Annotated in this window: 15 protein-coding genes; 7 read left to right on the top strand and 8 right to left on the bottom strand. The window is 68.5% G+C overall.

Going from position 1 to position 15,266, the window contains the following annotated elements:
• Nucleotides 1–79: 79 nt before the first annotated feature.
• The 4 genes from aroA to IAE41_RS19480 all read right to left on the bottom strand — a co-directional run bounded on the left by aroA (nt 80) and on the right by IAE41_RS19480 (nt 4,733).
• On the bottom strand, nt 80–1,387 hold the full coding sequence (gene aroA, locus IAE41_RS19465) for a 3-phosphoshikimate 1-carboxyvinyltransferase (protein WP_200734226.1): 1,308 nt from the start codon (nt 1,385–1,387) through the stop codon (nt 80–82).
• A gap of 72 nt (nt 1,388–1,459) precedes the next feature.
• Nucleotides 1,460–2,650, bottom strand: a complete 1,191-nt coding sequence (pheA, locus tag IAE41_RS19470) for a prephenate dehydratase (protein WP_200734227.1) — start codon at nt 2,648–2,650, stop codon at nt 1,460–1,462.
• 51 nt (nt 2,651–2,701) lie between these two features.
• Nucleotides 2,702–3,787: a 3-phosphoserine/phosphohydroxythreonine transaminase gene (serC, locus tag IAE41_RS19475; protein WP_200734228.1), complete on the bottom strand. Its 1,086-nt coding sequence runs from the start codon at nt 3,785–3,787 to the stop codon at nt 2,702–2,704.
• Nucleotides 3,788–3,929: 142 nt separating this feature from the next.
• Nucleotides 3,930–4,733: an FHA domain-containing protein gene (locus IAE41_RS19480; protein ID WP_200734229.1), complete on the bottom strand. Its 804-nt coding sequence runs from the start codon at nt 4,731–4,733 to the stop codon at nt 3,930–3,932.
• Between the two features lie 124 nt (nt 4,734–4,857).
• On the opposite strand from IAE41_RS19480, the gene IAE41_RS19485 reads away from it, so the two are divergent.
• The 3 genes from IAE41_RS19485 (at nt 4,858) to IAE41_RS19495 (ending at nt 6,997) form a co-directional block, all read left to right on the top strand.
• On the top strand, nt 4,858–5,133 hold the full coding sequence (locus IAE41_RS19485) for a polyhydroxyalkanoic acid system family protein (protein ID WP_079222346.1): 276 nt from the start codon (nt 4,858–4,860) through the stop codon (nt 5,131–5,133).
• 81 nt (nt 5,134–5,214) lie between these two features.
• Nucleotides 5,215–5,706: a phasin family protein gene (locus IAE41_RS19490; protein WP_200734230.1), complete on the top strand. Its 492-nt coding sequence runs from the start codon at nt 5,215–5,217 to the stop codon at nt 5,704–5,706.
• Nucleotides 5,707–5,944: 238 nt separating this feature from the next.
• On the top strand, nt 5,945–6,997 hold the full coding sequence (locus IAE41_RS19495) for a restriction endonuclease (RefSeq protein ID WP_200734231.1): 1,053 nt from the start codon (nt 5,945–5,947) through the stop codon (nt 6,995–6,997).
• Nucleotides 6,998–7,045: 48 nt separating this feature from the next.
• Here IAE41_RS19495 and IAE41_RS19500 read toward each other — a convergent pair whose 3' ends face one another.
• From IAE41_RS19500 to IAE41_RS19515, 4 genes are all read right to left on the bottom strand, one after another.
• Entirely contained in the window at nt 7,046–7,438 is a 393-nt protein-coding gene (locus IAE41_RS19500) for a type II toxin-antitoxin system HicB family antitoxin (RefSeq protein ID WP_079222349.1), read from the bottom strand.
• Nucleotides 7,439–7,446: 8 nt separating this feature from the next.
• A complete protein-coding gene (locus tag IAE41_RS19505) occupies nt 7,447–7,629 on the bottom strand; it encodes a type II toxin-antitoxin system HicA family toxin (protein WP_200734232.1) in 183 nt (60 codons plus the stop codon).
• A 70-nt stretch (nt 7,630–7,699) separates the two neighbouring features.
• Nucleotides 7,700–8,428 carry a histidine utilization repressor gene (hutC, locus tag IAE41_RS19510; protein WP_200734233.1) on the bottom strand — a complete coding sequence of 243 codons (729 nt, stop codon included), beginning with the start codon at nt 8,426–8,428 and terminating at the stop codon, nt 7,700–7,702.
• 44 nt (nt 8,429–8,472) lie between these two features.
• Nucleotides 8,473–9,843 carry a formimidoylglutamate deiminase gene (locus tag IAE41_RS19515; RefSeq protein ID WP_200734234.1) on the bottom strand — a complete coding sequence of 457 codons (1,371 nt, stop codon included), beginning with the start codon at nt 9,841–9,843 and terminating at the stop codon, nt 8,473–8,475.
• A 67-nt stretch (nt 9,844–9,910) separates the two neighbouring features.
• On the opposite strand from IAE41_RS19515, the gene hutI reads away from it, so the two are divergent.
• From hutI to hutU, 4 genes are read left to right on the top strand one after another with little or no spacing between them, the layout of a single operon-like run.
• Nucleotides 9,911–11,134, top strand: a complete 1,224-nt coding sequence (hutI, locus tag IAE41_RS19520) for an imidazolonepropionase (RefSeq protein WP_200734235.1) — start codon at nt 9,911–9,913, stop codon at nt 11,132–11,134.
• Nucleotides 11,131–12,672 carry a histidine ammonia-lyase gene (hutH, locus tag IAE41_RS19525; protein ID WP_200734236.1) on the top strand — a complete coding sequence of 514 codons (1,542 nt, stop codon included), beginning with the start codon at nt 11,131–11,133 and terminating at the stop codon, nt 12,670–12,672. The genes hutI and hutH overlap by 4 nt, the downstream gene beginning before the upstream one ends.
• Nucleotides 12,669–13,523, top strand: coding sequence for an N-formylglutamate deformylase (gene hutG / locus IAE41_RS19530; protein ID WP_200734237.1), 855 nt, complete (start codon nt 12,669–12,671; stop codon nt 13,521–13,523). The genes hutH and hutG overlap by 4 nt, the downstream gene beginning before the upstream one ends.
• On the top strand, nt 13,520–15,187 hold the full coding sequence (hutU, locus tag IAE41_RS19535) for a urocanate hydratase (protein ID WP_200734238.1): 1,668 nt from the start codon (nt 13,520–13,522) through the stop codon (nt 15,185–15,187). The genes hutG and hutU overlap by 4 nt, the downstream gene beginning before the upstream one ends.
• Nucleotides 15,188–15,266: the final 79 nt, after the last annotated feature.

Genomic DNA, 15,266 nt, shown 5'->3' on the forward strand with positions numbered 1-15,266 from the left:
GGGCATGGCCCGGCGCTACCGGGGCGCCGAATGGTAGCGCCGGGCCATGCCCGGCGAGCGCAGCGGCGTCGCGGCGATCTCAGGCCAGGTTGAAACCGGCGCTGCGGGCCAGGCCGTCGAAATCCGGGAAGGACGTGGCGACGTTGGCGATGTCGTTGATGCGCACTTCGCCGCCGCTGATCTGGCCGGCAATGGCAAACGCCATCGCAATGCGGTGGTCACCGTGGCTTTCGATGGTGCCGCTGCCCAGGGTGATGCCACCGTGCAGCGTGGCGCCGTCCTCGGTTTCATCCACCTGCATGCCCAGCGCGCGCAGGCCGGTGGCCATGGCCGCTAGGCGGTCCGATTCCTTCACCCGCAGCTCGGCAGCGCCGCTCACCACGGTCTGGCCTTCGGCGGCGGCGGCGGCCACGAACAGGGCCGGGAATTCGTCGATCATGTCCGGCACAAGCGCTTCGGGAATGCGCGCGCCCTTCAGCGGGGCGTAGCGCACCACCAGGTCGGCCACCGGTTCACCGCCCTGCTCGGCCGGATTCTCTTCGGTGATGTCCGCGCCCATCAGGCGCAGCGCGTGCAGCAGGCCAGTGCGGCGCGGGTTGAGGCCGACCTGCTTCAGGCGCAGCTCGGACCCCGGGATGATGCTGGCGGCCACCAGGAAGAAGGCCGCGGAGGAGAAATCGGCCGGAACAACAATGTCGGTGGCGCGCAGGCGCTGGCCGCCACGCAGGCGGGCCTTGCCCGGCGAGAACTCGATGTCCACGCCGAAGGCCGACAGCATGCGCTCGGTGTAGTCGCGGGTCGGGTGCGGTTCGAGCACGCTGGTTTCGCCCTGCGCGTACAGGCCGGCCAGCAGCACGGCCGACTTCACCTGCGCGCTGGCCACCGGCGAGGCGAAATCAATCCCCTGCAGCGACTGGCCGCCATGCACGTGCAGCGGCGGCGTGCCATCGCTTTCGGTGTCGATCTTCGCGCCCATCTGCGCGAGCGGGCCGGTGACGCGGCGCATCGGCCGGCCGGACAGCGATTCATCACCCACCAGGGTGCAGTCGAACGCCTGGCCTGCCAGCAGACCGGCCAGCAGGCGCATGCCGGTGCCGGCGTTACCGCAGTCCAGCGGCGCGCTGGGGGCCTGCAGGCCGTCGATGCCGACGCCGTGGACGATGCGCTGCGACGCACTGGGGGTCTCGATGCGCACGCCGAGCTGGCTGAAGATGCGCGCGGTGGCACGGGTGTCTTCGCCTTCCAGGAAGCCCTCGATATGCGAGGTGCCATCGGCCAGCGCGGCAAACATCACCGAGCGGTGCGAGACCGACTTGTCGCCGGGGATGGTCAGGCTGCCCTGCAGCGGCTGGCCCTTGCGGGCAATCCAGTGTTGCGCGTTGCTCATCGTTCGATCATTCCGTAAACGCCGGCACGCCGGCGGTGCATCAAAGGGCGCGGCACGCGGCCGCAACGGCAATCAAGGCACGGCAACCGGGTAGGAACCCAGCACCTTGATCTGCGCCGAGTGCGCTTCCAGCTCGGCCAGCGCGGCCTGCATCGGTGCGTCGTCGATATGGCCGGCCAGGTCGATGAAGAAGCCGTATTCCCACTTGCCGTGGTGCGAGGGGCGCGACTCGATGCGGTTCATGCTGATGCCATGGCGGGCGAACGGGCTGAGCACATCGAACAGCGCGCCGGGCTTGTCATGGATGAACACCAGCACCGAAGTGCGGTCGTGGCCGGAGGTCGGGAAGATGTTGCGGCCCACCACCAGGAAACGGGTGGTGTTGTCGGCATCGTTCTGGATGGGCTTGGTGACGACCTTCTTCAGGCCGTACACATGACCGGCGCTTTCGCCACCAATGGCGGCCGCGTCGTCGGCATTGCGCGCACGGCGCGCGCCTTCGGCGTTGCTGGCCACCGGGATCTTCTCGGCCTTGGGCAGGTTGGCGCGCATCCACGCCGAGGTCTGCATGAACGACTGCGGGTGGCCGTAGACGCGCTCGATATCCTCCAGGCGGCCACTGCGCGACATCAGGTACTGCTGCACGCGCAGTTCCACTTCACCGCAGATCTTGAGGTTGGAGGTGAGGAACATGTCCAGGGTGATCTGGATGGTGCCCTGCCCCGAATTTTCCACCGGCACCACGCCGAAATCAGCGTTGCCCGCTTCCACTTCCTGGAACACTTCTTCGATGCTGGCCATCGGCAGGCCCAGCGCCGAGCGGCCGAAGTGCTTGAGCACGGCCTGCTGGCTGAAGGTGCCTTCCGGACCGAGGTAACCGATCTTCAGCGGTTCCTGCTGGGCCAGGCAGGCCGACATGATTTCACGGTAGACGTGCACCAGCACTTCATCGCTGAGCGGGCCTTCGTTGCGGTCCACCACCATGCGCAGCACCTGGGCTTCGCGCTCGGGGCGGTAGTAATCGACGGCGGCGGCAAGCTTGCCCTTGGCCTTGCCGACCTGGTGGGCGAACTGCGCACGCTCGGCGATCAGGCTCTGGATGTCACGGTCGATCTGGTCGATCTTGGAGCGCACGTCGGCCAGTGCCAGCGGCGCCTGGGTCGGCACCGGGGTAGTCTTGGACGAGGCCTTGCCCTTGGGCGCGGCGGCGGCCTTGGCGGACTCGCCCTTCTTCGGCGACTTCTTGCTGGGTTTGCTTGCCATCGGAATTCCTTGTTGCGGGGCACGCACCCGACGGTGCGCGCCGTTCATTGCTCAGCCGTAGCGCTGCTGGAAATCGGCCATGAAGGCGACCAGCGCCTCGGCCCCGGCCAGCGGCATGGCGTTGTACAGCGAGGCACGGATGCCACCGACCACCTTGTGGCCCTTCAGCGCCAGCAGGCCGGCGGCCTTGGCCTCGGCCACGAAGCGGGCATCGAGATCGGCGTTGGGCAGGAAGAACGGGATGTTCATCCGCGAGCGCGCCGAGTGCGCCACTTCGTTGCGGTAGAAACCGCCGGAGGCATCGATGGCGCCGTACACCAGCGCAGCCTTGGCGGCATTGCGCTTGGCGAACTCGACCACGCCACCTTCGGCCAGCATCCACTTGAACACCAGGCCGGCCAGGTACCAGTTCCAGGTGGGCGGGGTGTTGAGCATCGAATCGCGGGCGACATGCGAGCGGTAGTCGAAGATGTCCGCGCGGGCCTGGCCACTGCGCTCGAGCAGGTCGCGGCGGATGATCATCACCGCGATGCCGACCGGGCCCAGGTTCTTCTGCGCGCCGGCATAGATGACGCCATAGCGGCGCACATCCAGCGGCTCGCTGGCGATGGACGAGCTGAAATCGGCCACCAGCGGGACGTCGCCGGTGTCGGGCACATCACGGAACTCGACGCCGTGGATGGTCTCGTTGGCGGTGATGTGGACGTAGGCGGCATCGCTGGAAAGCTGCCAGCTGCTGCGCTCGGGCAGCGCGCGGTAGCCATTGGCTTCGCTGCTGGCGGCGATGTTGACGCCGACATAGGGGCTGGCCTGCTTGACCGCCGTCTTGCCCCAGTGGCCGCTGACCACATAGTCGGCACGCTGGCCGGCCTGGGCGAAGTTGAGCGGGATGAGCGCCTGCTGGGTGGTGGCGCCGCCGGGCAGGAACAGCACGGCGTAGTCATCGGGGATATCGAGCAGGCGGCGCAGGTCGGCCTCGGCCTCGGCGGCCACGGACATGAATTCCGGGCCGCGATGGCTCATTTCCACGATCGAGGCGCCGGCACCGTGCCAGTCCAGCATTTCCGCCTGCGCCTGGCGCAGGACCGATTCCGGCAAGGTTGCAGGGCCGGCACTGAAGTTGAACGCGCGCGTCATGTCACACCTGTGGGGCAAGACGCCTAGTATGCCGCAGTGCACCAGCCTTGCGGCCTGGTGCGGCAAGGGAAATTTGGTTTCATTGGAATCCATTTTCCACGCGCGGCACCGGTAGCGCCGGGGCATGCCCGGCGGACGCAGATCAGCGCGCGCCGAACCAGAGCAGCAGGCTGAGCACGCCCGCCAGCAGCAGCGCACTTGCCAGCAGCCACGGCCAACGCCGTACCCGGCGCGGGGCCACGGGGGCATCGGCCACCTGCTCGGCGTCCTGGCCGGCGTCGTCCTCGGCCGGCAGCGGGCGCCGGCGCGGATCGTGCGGCACTTCCAGCACGAAGCGGTGCTGGCCATCGAACACGATCTGGTCGCCTGGCTGCAGCCAGCAGTGGCGCACGGCCACGCCGTTGACCCGGGCACCGTCGGCACTGCCGAGGTCGCGCAGCAGCACGCGGTCGCCGTGCACTTCCACCCGCGCGTGCTGTTCGGCAAACGCAGGATCGTCAATCCCGATATCGGCGTCACCACCACTGCCCACCAGGCGCGGGCGCGACAGGGTGTAGCTGCGGCCATGGTGCAGGCCGCCGACACCGCGCAGCAGGCGCTGCTCATCGGCGCTGCCCTCGCTGGCCGGCGACGGTGCCTGCAGCAGGCTCTCGACCTCACCCTGCAGGAGCATTTCCACGCCATCCACATACACCGCATCGCCTGCACGCAGCAGGGCCATGCGCCGCACCGGGCGGCCGTTCACGTGGATGCTGCGGATGCCATTGCCAACCTGCAGCCAGAGGCCGCGGTCGTCCATGCAGAACTGGGCCAGCAGGAGCGCGCCATGGCCGGGATCGCCCAGCCGCACGCTGCCGTTTGCCTGGCGCACGATGCGCTGCACCCCGGGCCGCAGGGGCTGGTCGGGCTGTTGTTGTTGACTGAAGTGAACTAGCAGGTTCTGCACGCGGCGCAGACTAGCAGGTTGCTCGCCAAGGCAGAAGAACCGGCGACGGGCGCTTGGCGTGGCGCCCGCCGATGCGCACAATGGCCGCCCTCTTTGATATCCCCGCCCAGCGCCAGGAGCCTGCATGTCCACCATCGATGTCCGCCACGCCCACGCCCTGCCCGATGCACAGGCCCGCGAGGCGATCGAACAGGTTGCCGCCAAGCTGGGCGAGCGCTTCGGCCTGAAGTCCAGCTGGGCTGCCGACGTGCTGAACTTCAGCGGCAGCGGCGTGGACGGCGCCATCGAGCTGCAGCCGGGCGCGGTGCGCGTGACTGCCAAGCTGGGCTTCCTGCTGTCGGCCATGAAGGGCATGGTGGAAAGCGAGATCCAGCGCGTGTTGAAGGAAAAGCTGGGCTGAACCCTGGCTGCGGTCATCACGGCCCAGCAACGTTCGTGCGCGCTACCCTCGGGGGCAGGTCCAACTCCCCCGGGAAGCGCGATGAACCAGTACGAGAATGACGACCGCCGTGACGACGACGCTTCGTTCGGCGAACAGGCCGAGCGCTTTTCGCGCCGATTCAGCGATTCGGCACAGCAGGTCTGGCTGGCCGGCCTCGGTGCCCTGGGCCGCGCACAGGCCGAAGGCAGCCGCTTCTTCGATGGCCTGGTGAAGGAAGGCGAAGCCTGGGAAGCCCGCCGCCGCGAACGCAGCGGTGAGCAGGGGCCGGGCTGGCGCGACAACGTGGAGACCTCGCTGGACGAGGCCCGCGAAAAGGCGTCCGGCACCTGGAACAAGGTCGAGAAGGCGTTCGATGACCAGGTGCAGGGCGTCCTCAAGCGCCTGCACGTACCCACCGCCGATGAACTGTCCGCGCTCGAAGCGCGCCTGGATGTGCTGCATGCACGCCTGGCCAAGCTGGAGAACCGCGCGGCCTCGGGCAGCGATGCGCCCGCACCGGGCAGCCACCAATCGCCGGGTGGCGTGCCCTGACCGTCGATTGTTGCAATGCAATAAAGATTGTCTGACAATCGCGACGAACCCGCCAATCGCTTCGCCTGCCGTTTGTTCCCTCCCCTCACGGCTTCAGGATTGGCGGGTTTTTTCGTGCCTGCGCCACGCGGATCTGCGGGCTGCATCACAATCCGTGTCAGGAACGTCCTGACGCATTCGGGCGGCGCGGCCTTTACACTGTGGTCTTCCGTTTTCGCCCCTTCCGCTCTCTTCCTGCATGCTCCCTTGGATCCTGGCCCTGCTGTCGGCCCTGCTTACCTGCACCCTGGCAATCGTCTATCTGTGGTGGATCAAGCGGCGGCGAACGGAAATGCAACTGGGGCTGCAAGCCCTGGCGGGCATGCATTGGCGTGAGTTTTCGACGCTGATCAAGCGGATGCTCCGCGAGCAGCGCGGCCTGCGCGAAGTGGCCGACCCGACCGAGGAAGTCCGCGAGCCGAGCAGTGATTTCCTGCTGAGCGATGGCCCCAACACCTGGCTGGTGTCCTGCAAGCATGGCCTGGCCTACCGCATCGGTACGGCCGCCGTGAACGAGCTGGGCGCGGTCGCGCGCCTGGGCGGCGCCAAGGGCGGCCTGCTGATTACCGAAGGCCGCGTCGAGCGCGATGGCCTGGCCGCTGCGGAAAAGCAGTCGGTGGAAGTACTGGACGGCCCGCGCCTGTGGCCGCTGCTGCAGGCCTACCTGCCGGGCGAGATTGAAACGCGCGTGCGCGCCACGGCCCGGCATGAAGCCCTGCGCCGCATCGCCATTGCCGCGCTGGGCGCGGTGACCCTGGGCCTGCTGGTCGGGCTGGGCCTGCAGGGGCTGCATGTGGAACCCACCGCCACGGCGGCGGAAAGCACGCCCGTGCCGGCCCCTGCACCGTCACCCGCACCCGAACCCGCCGCAGCCGAGGCGCAACCGGCCGCAACGCCGATGGCGAGCGCGGAGGATGTGGCTGCGCCGGTCGCACCGGCCGCACCCACCGCAGCCGCACCCGCTGCAGCGGCCAATGGCGACCGCAACGACCTCAATCCGGATACGGCCACCCTGGACCGTTACCAGGCCGAAATGGCCCGCGCGTTGTCCCGCCAGCCGGGCATTGCCAGCGGCGTCTGGCTGACCCGTCAGACCCTGGCCATCAACCGCACCGGCGAGCTGGAAGCGGTGTGGCCGCGGGTGTGCCAGGAAGTGCTGCGCTACCCCGCCCTGCGCAACGTGCGCGTGCAGATCAACGCCCGCCCCGGCGTGGACGAGCCGGTGCGCTGGCGGCAGTGCGCCACGTATTGATGGGGCAACATCCACGCATGGCGTGGATGGATAGACGATTCCGCGGCTTCAACCCAACGCGGCAAGGTGGGCGATGTAGCTTGAACGCGATTCGCCGGCCGCCTTGGCCTGCGCATCCAACCTTGCAAGGATCCGCCGCGGCAGGCTGATGTTGACCCGCTCGACGGTATCGTCCAACAGGGCTGGATCAATGTTGATGTAAGCAAGAATCCAGTGCGTGCCGGTGGCAGCTTCGGCCACGAGCTTCTGCGGCGCAGACGGCGTCGGGATGGAGTTCCCTGCATCCAACGCGGCGTCAATCCAGGCAAGCGCGGCCTCCTCCGCCGAACTGAGCGCTTCATCAAGCGTGTCGGCAGCAGAGAAACAGCCCGGCAGATCGGGCACGACCACGCCCCAGGCTGTACGTTCGTCACCGGCTTCGATCAAGACTGGATATCGCATGGGACCCTCTACGTCAGCCCAGCAAGCTTCCGGATCGCCTTTATCAGGCCTGTCCCCAGATCCTTCTTTGGATGGGGCACAGTAATGATGTGCGCGCGACGCGGATGTACAAACACGTGATGGGATCCACGAGTCCGTCGGCAGGTCCATCCCGCCGCGCGTAGTTCCCGGATAAGGTCCCCGCTCTTCATGCGCGGACGATACACATCGTACACACGCGCCGACAGAGTTCAAGGCGACAGGTGGACGCCCTCGTTCGCCCTAACGTGCACCCGGCGCGAAACGCGCCACCAGGTCCCAGGCATCGCCCAGAAACATCTGCCGCACGCGGGTGATGGGCTGGTCGCCGCGCCAGGTCAGGCGCTCGATCACCAGGCAGGCGGTGCCCGGCTTCACCTCAAGCAGCTTGGCGGCGGCCGCGTCCGCGCCCCACGCGCTGATGCGGTGCTGGGCGCGGGTCCAGGACACGTTCTGCAGCAGCCAGCTGCCCGGCGCGGTGGTGCTGAAATCCACCTCCAGCACCTCGGGCACGCCCACCGGGCTGATCAGGCGGTGCTCGAGCGCCAGCGGCCGGCCATCGGCCAGGTGCAGGCAGCGCATCGCCAGCAACGGCTCAGCGCCGGCCAGCTCCCTCTCGCCGGCATTGCCGGGCTCGGCCAGGCGCAGGTCGCGCTGCAGCAGCTGGTAGGCGTACTGGTGGCCGCGCGAGCCGACTTCCATGGCGATATCGGGAATCTCCAGCGCCACCTGTTCCAGGTGCGGGGGCTGCCGCGCCACGAAGGAACCGGCACGGCGGCGGCGCTCGATCATGCCGCTCTCGGCCAGCGCGGTCAGTACCTTGTTCACCGTCATCCGCGAGCAGCCGTACTGCTCCATCAGCTCGTGCTCGTACGGGATGCGGAAACCCGGCGCCCATTCGCCGCTGAGGATGCGGCTTTCCAGATCGCTGCGGATACGCTGGTTGAGCGTGGCGGACTTGCTGGCCTTCACGGGTGTGGGGGTCTCGATGAGGATCTCGACAAGCAGGGAGGCGGTCAGCCCAGCACGCCACGCAGGGCAGCGGCGAAGGCGGTGGTGATGGCCTCGCGCTGCAGGTGGCGGCCGTCGGCCACGACCTGGCGGCCATGGCGCCAGACCGAACGCAGCGCGCCATTACGTGCAGCGAAGACCCAGCTGTCAAGCCATGCGTCACCTTGTCGCACCTGCAGCGCCGGGTGCGCGGGGTCCAGTTCAAGCAGATCGGCGCTGGCCCCGACCTGCAGGCCGGCAGCCACGCCCAGCGCCTGCGCGCCGCCGTGCAGGGCACCTTCGAACAGGAAACGGCCGCTGCTGCGCGAGGCATCCGGGGCCAGCACGTTGCGTCCGCGCAGGGCCAGGCGCTGGCCATACTCGAGCAGGCGCAGTTCCTCAGGAGCGTCGATCAGCACGTTGGAATCGGAGCCGACGCCGAAACGTCCGCCTTCGCGGGCGAACGCCTGCATCGGGAACAGGCCATCGCCCAGGTTGGCCTCGGTGATCGGGCACAAGCCGGCCACCGCCTTGCTGGCCACCATCTGCGCGCGCTCGGCATCGGTGATGTGGGTGGCGTGCACCAGGCACCAGCGCGCATCCACCGCCGCGTGTTCGTACAGCCACTGCACCGGCCGCTGGCCGCTCCAGGCCAGGCAGGCCTCGACCTCGCGCACCTGCTCGGCAACGTGGATGTGTACCGGGCCGGTGGTCAGCGGCAGCAGCGCATCCAGTTCCTCGCCGGTGACCGCGCGCAGGCTGTGCGGGGCGATGCCCAGCACCGCGTCGGGCAACGTGGACAAGGCCGTCTTCGCCCCCTCCAGCAGCCGCGCGAACCCGTCCACGTCGTGGATCAGCCGGCGCTGCGCGGGATTGGGCGGCGCGCCGCCAAAATCGGCGTGTGCGTAGAAGACCGGCAGCAGGGTCAGGCCGATGCCGGTCTGGTCGGCGGCGGCGGCGATGCGCGCGCTCATCTCGGCCCGCAACGCGTAGGGCTGGCCATCGGCCTGGTGGTGCAGGTAATGGAACTCGCCGACCCGGGTGAAGCCGCTTTCCAGCATTTCCATGTAGGCCTGGGCGGCGATGGCCTGCACCGCGTCGGGGCGCAGGTGGGCCAGGAAGCGGTACATCAGCTCGCGCCAGCTCCAGAAACTGTCGCCGTGCCCCCCGCCGATTTCGGTCAGGCCCGCCATGCCGCGCTGGAAGGCGTGGCTGTGCAGGTTGGGCAGGCCCGGCAGCAGCAGGCCGACGCGGGTATCACCGTCCTGCGCGCCCTGCCCAGCGTCAATGCGGGCGATGCGGCCGCCCTGCACCTGCAGGCGCACATCGCGCGCCCAGCCCTCGCCCAGCAGGGCGTGGGCGGCATGGAAACTCTGCGGGGAACGCGAATCGGACATGGCTGGACAACCCGAAATGGACACCTATATTGTATAGACATATAAGCACAGCCGCGTTGTGGATGCCATGCACGTCGATACCCTCTGGTCCAACGTCCACCTGATGACCCTCGATGGCGAGGGGCTGGGTGTCATCACCGATGGCGTGCTGGCCTGCGCCGAAGGGCGCATCGTCCACGTCGGCACTGCCGGCAGCGACGCGCACCTGCGGCCGACCACCCGCATCGATGGCGAAGGCCGCTGGATCTCGCCGGGCCTGGTCGACTGCCACACCCACCTGGTCTACGCCGGCAACCGCGCCAACGAGTTCGAACAACGCCTGCAGGGGGTCAGCTACGCCGACATCGCCCGTGCCGGCGGCGGCATCGTCTCCACCGTGCGTGCCACCGGCGCCGCCTCGCCGCAACAGCTGGCCGACGAAAGCCGTCCGCGCCTGCTGGCCATGCGTGCCGAAGGCGTGACCACGGTGGAGATCAAATCCGGCTATGGCCTGACCCTGGACGACGAGCGTAAGCAGCTGCAGGTGGCACGCGCGCTGGGCGAGGAATGCCGGGTGACCGTGGTGCCGACCTTCCTCGGTGCGCATGCGGTACCCCCGGGGCGCGAGGCCCAGGAATACACCGACGAAGTGTGCAACGTGATGATTCCGGCCATCGCCGCCGACGGCCTGGCCGAAGCGGTGGACGTGTTCTGCGAAAACATCGCGTTCTCGCCTGCGCAGGCACGCCAGGTCTTCGAAGCCGCACGTGCCAACGGGTTGGCGGTGAAGATCCACGCCGAGCAGATGAGCAACCAGCATGGCGCCGAACTGGCCGCCAGCTTCGGCGCGCTGTCGGCCGACCATATCGAGCACCTGGACGATGCCGGCATCGCCGCGATGGCCGCGGCTGGCACCGTGGCGGTGCTGCTGCCCGGCGCCTTCTATTTCACCCGCGATACCACCCTGCCCCCGATCGCCGCGCTGCGTGCGGCCGGCGTGCCGCTGGCCTTGGCCACCGACAGCAACCCCGGCACCTCACCGCTGACCAGCCCGCTGCTGGCGATGAACATGGGTGCGACCCTGTTCCGCCTGACCGTGGACGAATGCATCGCTGGCTTCACCCGTGAAGCAGCGCGCGCGCTGGGCCATGGCGAGCGCATCGGCCGCCTGGCGGTGGGCATGGACTGCGACCTGGCGATCTGGGACATCGACGCGCCGGCCGACCTGGTCTATCGCATGGGATTCAATCCGCTGCACGCGCGCGTGGTGCGCGGGCAGCCCGACCTGCCTGCTTCCTGGAGCAACACATGAGCAACACCCTGGTTCTTCGCCCCGGCCATGTCACCCTCGCCCAGTGGCGGCAGGCCTATCGCGGTGCGCCGCTTGCGCTGGACCCGGCCGCACTGCCCGTGGTGCGCGCCAGTGCGGCGGCGGTGGCCGCCATCGTCGCCAAGGGCGCGCCGGTGTATGGCATCAACACCGGCTTCGGCAAGCTGGCCAGCGTGCGCATCGAGCGCGAAGACCTGGCCACCCTGCAGCGGAACATCGTGCTTTCGCATGCCGCCGGTGTGGGTGAGCCAATGCCGGCCAGCGTGGTGCGGCTGATGATGGCCCTGAAGCTGGTAAGCCTGGCCCAGGGCGCTTCGGGCGTGCGCGAGGAAACGCTGCTGCTGCTCGAAGCGATGCTGGTGAAGGGCGTGCTGCCGGTGGTGCCGGCACAGGGTTCGGTCGGTGCCTCCGGCGATCTGGCGCCGCTCTCACACCTGGCCAGCGTGATGCTGGGCGTAGGCGAGGCCTTCATCGGCGACGAGCGCCTGCCGGCGCTGGACGCACTGGCGCGTGCCGGCCTGCAGCCGGTGGAACTGGGTGCGAAGGAAGGCCTCGCGCTGCTCAACGGCACGCAGTTCTCCACCGCGTATGCGCTGGCGGGCCTGTTCGAGATCGAGACCGTGTTCCAGGCCGCGCTGGTCACCGGCGCGCTGTCGGTGGAAGCGGCGAAGGGCTCGGATACGCCGTTCGACCCGCGCATCCACGCCATCCGTGGCCAGCGCGGGCAGATCGCCACCGCCGCCACGCTGCGCTCGCTGATGCAGGGTTCGGACATCCGTGAGTCGCACCGCGACAACGACGTGCGCGTGCAGGACCCGTACTGCCTGCGCTGCCAGCCGCAGGTGATGGGCGCGGCGCTGGATATCCTGCGCCAGGCCGCGACCACGCTGGAAATCGAAGCCAATGGCGTGTCCGACAATCCGCTGGTGTTCACCGATACCGGCGAAGCTTTGTCTGGCGGCAACTTCCACGCCGAGCCGGTGGCCTTTGCCGCCGACATGCTGGCGATGGCGGTGTGCGAGATCGGCTCGATCAGCGAGCGTCGCCTGGCCATGCTGGTGGACCCGGCGCTGTCCGGCCTGCCGGCGTTCCTGACCCCGCGGCCCGGCCTCAATTCGGGCTTCATGATTCCGCAGGTAACCGCCGCCGCGCTCGTCTCTGAAAACAAGCAGCGCGCCTATCCGGCCAGCGTTGACTCGATCCCGACCTCGGCCAACCAGGAGGACCACGTCTCGATGGCCGCGCATGGCGCACGTCGTCTGATGCAGATGGCCGAGAACGCGGCCAACGTGATCGGTATCGAGCTGCTGGCCGCCGCGCAGGGCTGTGATTTCCACGCGCCGCTGCGCTCCAGCGCTGCGCTGGAGACCGTGCGAGCCACCCTGCGCGCGCAGGTGCCGACGCTGGAAGAAGACCGCTACTTCCACCCGGACATGGTGACCGCCACGAACCTGGTGCGCAGCGGCGCGCTGGCACAGGGCCTGGGTGAACTGCTGCCGACCGTGGAGCCGCAGGCATGAATGCCCGGCCCGAATGGCTGACGGTACACGAGGGCGACGCCCCGTTGATCGTCAGTTTCCCGCATACCGGCAGCGAGCTGCCGCACGAGCTGATGGGCGACTACCACTCGCCGTGGCTGGCACGTCGTGATGCCGACTGGTGGGTGCACGAGCTGTACGACTTCGTGCGCGGCATGGGCGCCACCACCGTGCGTTCGGCGATCTCGCGTTCGGTGATCGACCTCAACCGCGACCCCAGTGGCGTGTCGTTGTACCCGGGCCAGAACACCACCGGCCTGTGCCCGCTGACCACCTTCGACAACCAGCCGCTGTACCACGCCGGGCGCGAGCCGGATGACGCGGAGATCGCACGACGACGCGACACCTATTTCGCGCCCTACCACGACGCACTGGCTTCGCAGATCACGCGCCTGCGCGAGCGCCACGGCACGGTAGTGATGTATGACGCGCATTCGATACGCTCGCATATCCCGCACCTGTTCGAGGGCGAGCTGCCGCAGTTCAACCTGGGCACGGCCGGCCCGTCCGGCGCACTGGACACCTCCTGCGACAACGCGCTGAGCGATGTGGTGGAGAACCTGCTGAAGATCAGCGGCATGAGCCAGGTGCGCAACGGCCGCTTCAAGGGCGGCTGGATCACCCGCCATTACAGCGACATCGCCGGCGGCGTGCACACGCTGCAGATGGAGCTGGCCTGCCGTGGCTACATGCACGAGCCCCTGCCGGACCAGGTGGACGAGCACAGCTGGCCCACCCCGCTGGACCCCGACCACGCCGCACCGCTGCGCCACACCCTGGCGCAGGTGCTCAACGCCTGCCTTGAATTCGCTACCAACCGGAGCGCCGCATGACCCGCAACGACCCGAGCCGCACCATCATCGCGCCCACCGGCACCACGCTGAACGCCAAGAGCTGGCTGACTGAAGCGCCGCTGCGCATGCTGATGAACAACCTGCACCCGGACGTGGCCGAGCGCCCGCAGGAACTGGTGGTGTACGGCGGCATCGGCCGCGCCGCGCGTGACTGGGAAAGCTTCGACGCCATCGTCGAAACGCTCAAGCGCCTGGGAGACGACCAGACCCTGCTGGTGCAGTCGGGCAAGCCGGTGGGCGTGTTCCGCACCCACGCCGATGCACCGCGCGTGCTGATCGCCAATTCCAACCTGGTGCCACGCTGGGCCAACTGGGACCACTTCAACGAGCTGGATAAGAAGGGCCTGGCCATGTACGGCCAGATGACCGCTGGCAGCTGGATCTACATCGGCGCGCAGGGCATCGTGCAGGGCACCTACGAAACCTTCGTGGAAATGGGCCGCCAGCACTTCGGCGGCGATCTGACCGGCAAGTGGCTGTTCACCGGTGGCCTGGGTGGCATGGGTGGCGCACAGCCGCTGGCCGCGGTGATGGCCGGCGCGTCCTGCCTGGCCGTGGAGTGCCGCAAGAGCAGCATCGACATGCGCCTGCGCACCGGCTACCTGGACACCTGGACCGACAACTTGGACGAAGCGCTGCGGCTGATCGACGAAGCCTGCAAGGCGGGTACGCCGAAGTCGGTGGGCCTGCTGGGCAACGTGGCCGACGTGCTGGCTGAACTGCTGGCGCGCGGCATCCAGCCCGACCTGCTGACCGACCAGACCTCCGCGCACGACCCGGTGAACGGCTACCTGCCGCAGGGCTGGACCGTCGAGCAGTGGGACGAAAAGCGTGTCTCTGCGCCGAAGGAAGTGGAAAAGGCCGCGCGTGCCTCGATGGCCAACCACATCCGCGCCATGCTTGGCTTCCACGCACTGGGCGTGCCGACCGTGGACTACGGCAACAACCTGCGGCAGATGGCGCTGGAAGAAGGTGTGGCCAATGCCTTCGATTTCCCGGGCTTCGTGCCGGCCTACATCCGCCCGCTGTTCTGCCGCGGCATCGGCCCGTTCCGCTGGGCCGCACTGAGCGGCGACCCGGAAGACATCGCAAAGACCGATGCCAAGGTGAAGGAACTGATTCCGGACAACCCGCACCTGCACCGCTGGCTGGACATGGCTGCCGAGAAGATCAAGTTCCAGGGCCTGCCGGCGCGCATCTGCTGGGTCGGCCTGGGCGATCGCGATCGACTGGGCCTTGCCTTCAACGAGATGGTGGCCAACGGCGAACTGAAGGCACCGGTGGTGATTGGCCGTGACCACCTGGACAGCGGCAGCGTGGCCTCGCCGAACCGCGAAACCGAAGCGATGGCCGATAGTTCCGACGCGGTGTCCGACTGGCCGCTGCTGAATGCCCTGCTCAATACCGCCAGCGGCGCCACCTGGGTGTCGCTGCACCACGGCGGTGGCGTCGGCATGGGCTTCTCGCAGCACGCCGGCATGGTGATCGTCTGCGACGGTACCGAGGCGGCGGCGAAGCGGATTGGCCGCGTGCTGTGGAACGACCCGGCCACCGGCGTGATGCGCCATGCCGATGCCGGGTATGAGATCGCGGTTGAATGCGCGAAGGAAAAGGGGCTGGATCTGCCGGGGATTCTCGGCTGATCGAGCGTCGGGGGGGGCGGGCCCCCCCGCCCCCCCCCCCCCCCCCCCCCCCCCCCCCCCCCCCCCCCCCCCCCCCCCC

The organism is Stenotrophomonas sp. S39, from assembly GCF_016624665.1.
Taxonomy (GTDB): domain Bacteria; phylum Pseudomonadota; class Gammaproteobacteria; order Xanthomonadales; family Xanthomonadaceae; genus Stenotrophomonas.

Bases quoted from the DNA above. Each gene is read 5' to 3' on its own strand.
- IAE41_RS19515 (WP_200734234.1), bottom strand. From the start codon at position 9,843: ATGTCCGATTCGCGTTCCCCGCAGAGTTTCCATGCCGCCCACGCCCTG.
- IAE41_RS19485 (WP_079222346.1), top strand. From the start codon at position 4,858: ATGTCCACCATCGATGTCCGCCACGCCCACGCCCTGCCCGATGCACAG.
- IAE41_RS19490 (WP_200734230.1), top strand. From the start codon at position 5,215: ATGAACCAGTACGAGAATGACGACCGCCGTGACGACGACGCTTCGTTC.
- IAE41_RS19500 (WP_079222349.1), bottom strand. From the start codon at position 7,438: ATGCGATATCCAGTCTTGATCGAAGCCGGTGACGAACGTACAGCCTGG.
- IAE41_RS19505 (WP_200734232.1), bottom strand. From the start codon at position 7,629: ATGAAGAGCGGGGACCTTATCCGGGAACTACGCGCGGCGGGATGGACC.
- hutU (WP_200734238.1), top strand. From the start codon at position 13,520: ATGACCCGCAACGACCCGAGCCGCACCATCATCGCGCCCACCGGCACC.
- pheA (WP_200734227.1), bottom strand. From the start codon at position 2,650: ATGGCAAGCAAACCCAGCAAGAAGTCGCCGAAGAAGGGCGAGTCCGCC.
- hutI (WP_200734235.1), top strand. From the start codon at position 9,911: ATGCACGTCGATACCCTCTGGTCCAACGTCCACCTGATGACCCTCGAT.
- serC (WP_200734228.1), bottom strand. From the start codon at position 3,787: ATGACGCGCGCGTTCAACTTCAGTGCCGGCCCTGCAACCTTGCCGGAA.
- IAE41_RS19495 (WP_200734231.1), top strand. From the start codon at position 5,945: ATGCTCCCTTGGATCCTGGCCCTGCTGTCGGCCCTGCTTACCTGCACC.
- aroA (WP_200734226.1), bottom strand. From the start codon at position 1,387: ATGAGCAACGCGCAACACTGGATTGCCCGCAAGGGCCAGCCGCTGCAG.
- hutG (WP_200734237.1), top strand. From the start codon at position 12,669: ATGAATGCCCGGCCCGAATGGCTGACGGTACACGAGGGCGACGCCCCG.
- hutH (WP_200734236.1), top strand. From the start codon at position 11,131: ATGAGCAACACCCTGGTTCTTCGCCCCGGCCATGTCACCCTCGCCCAG.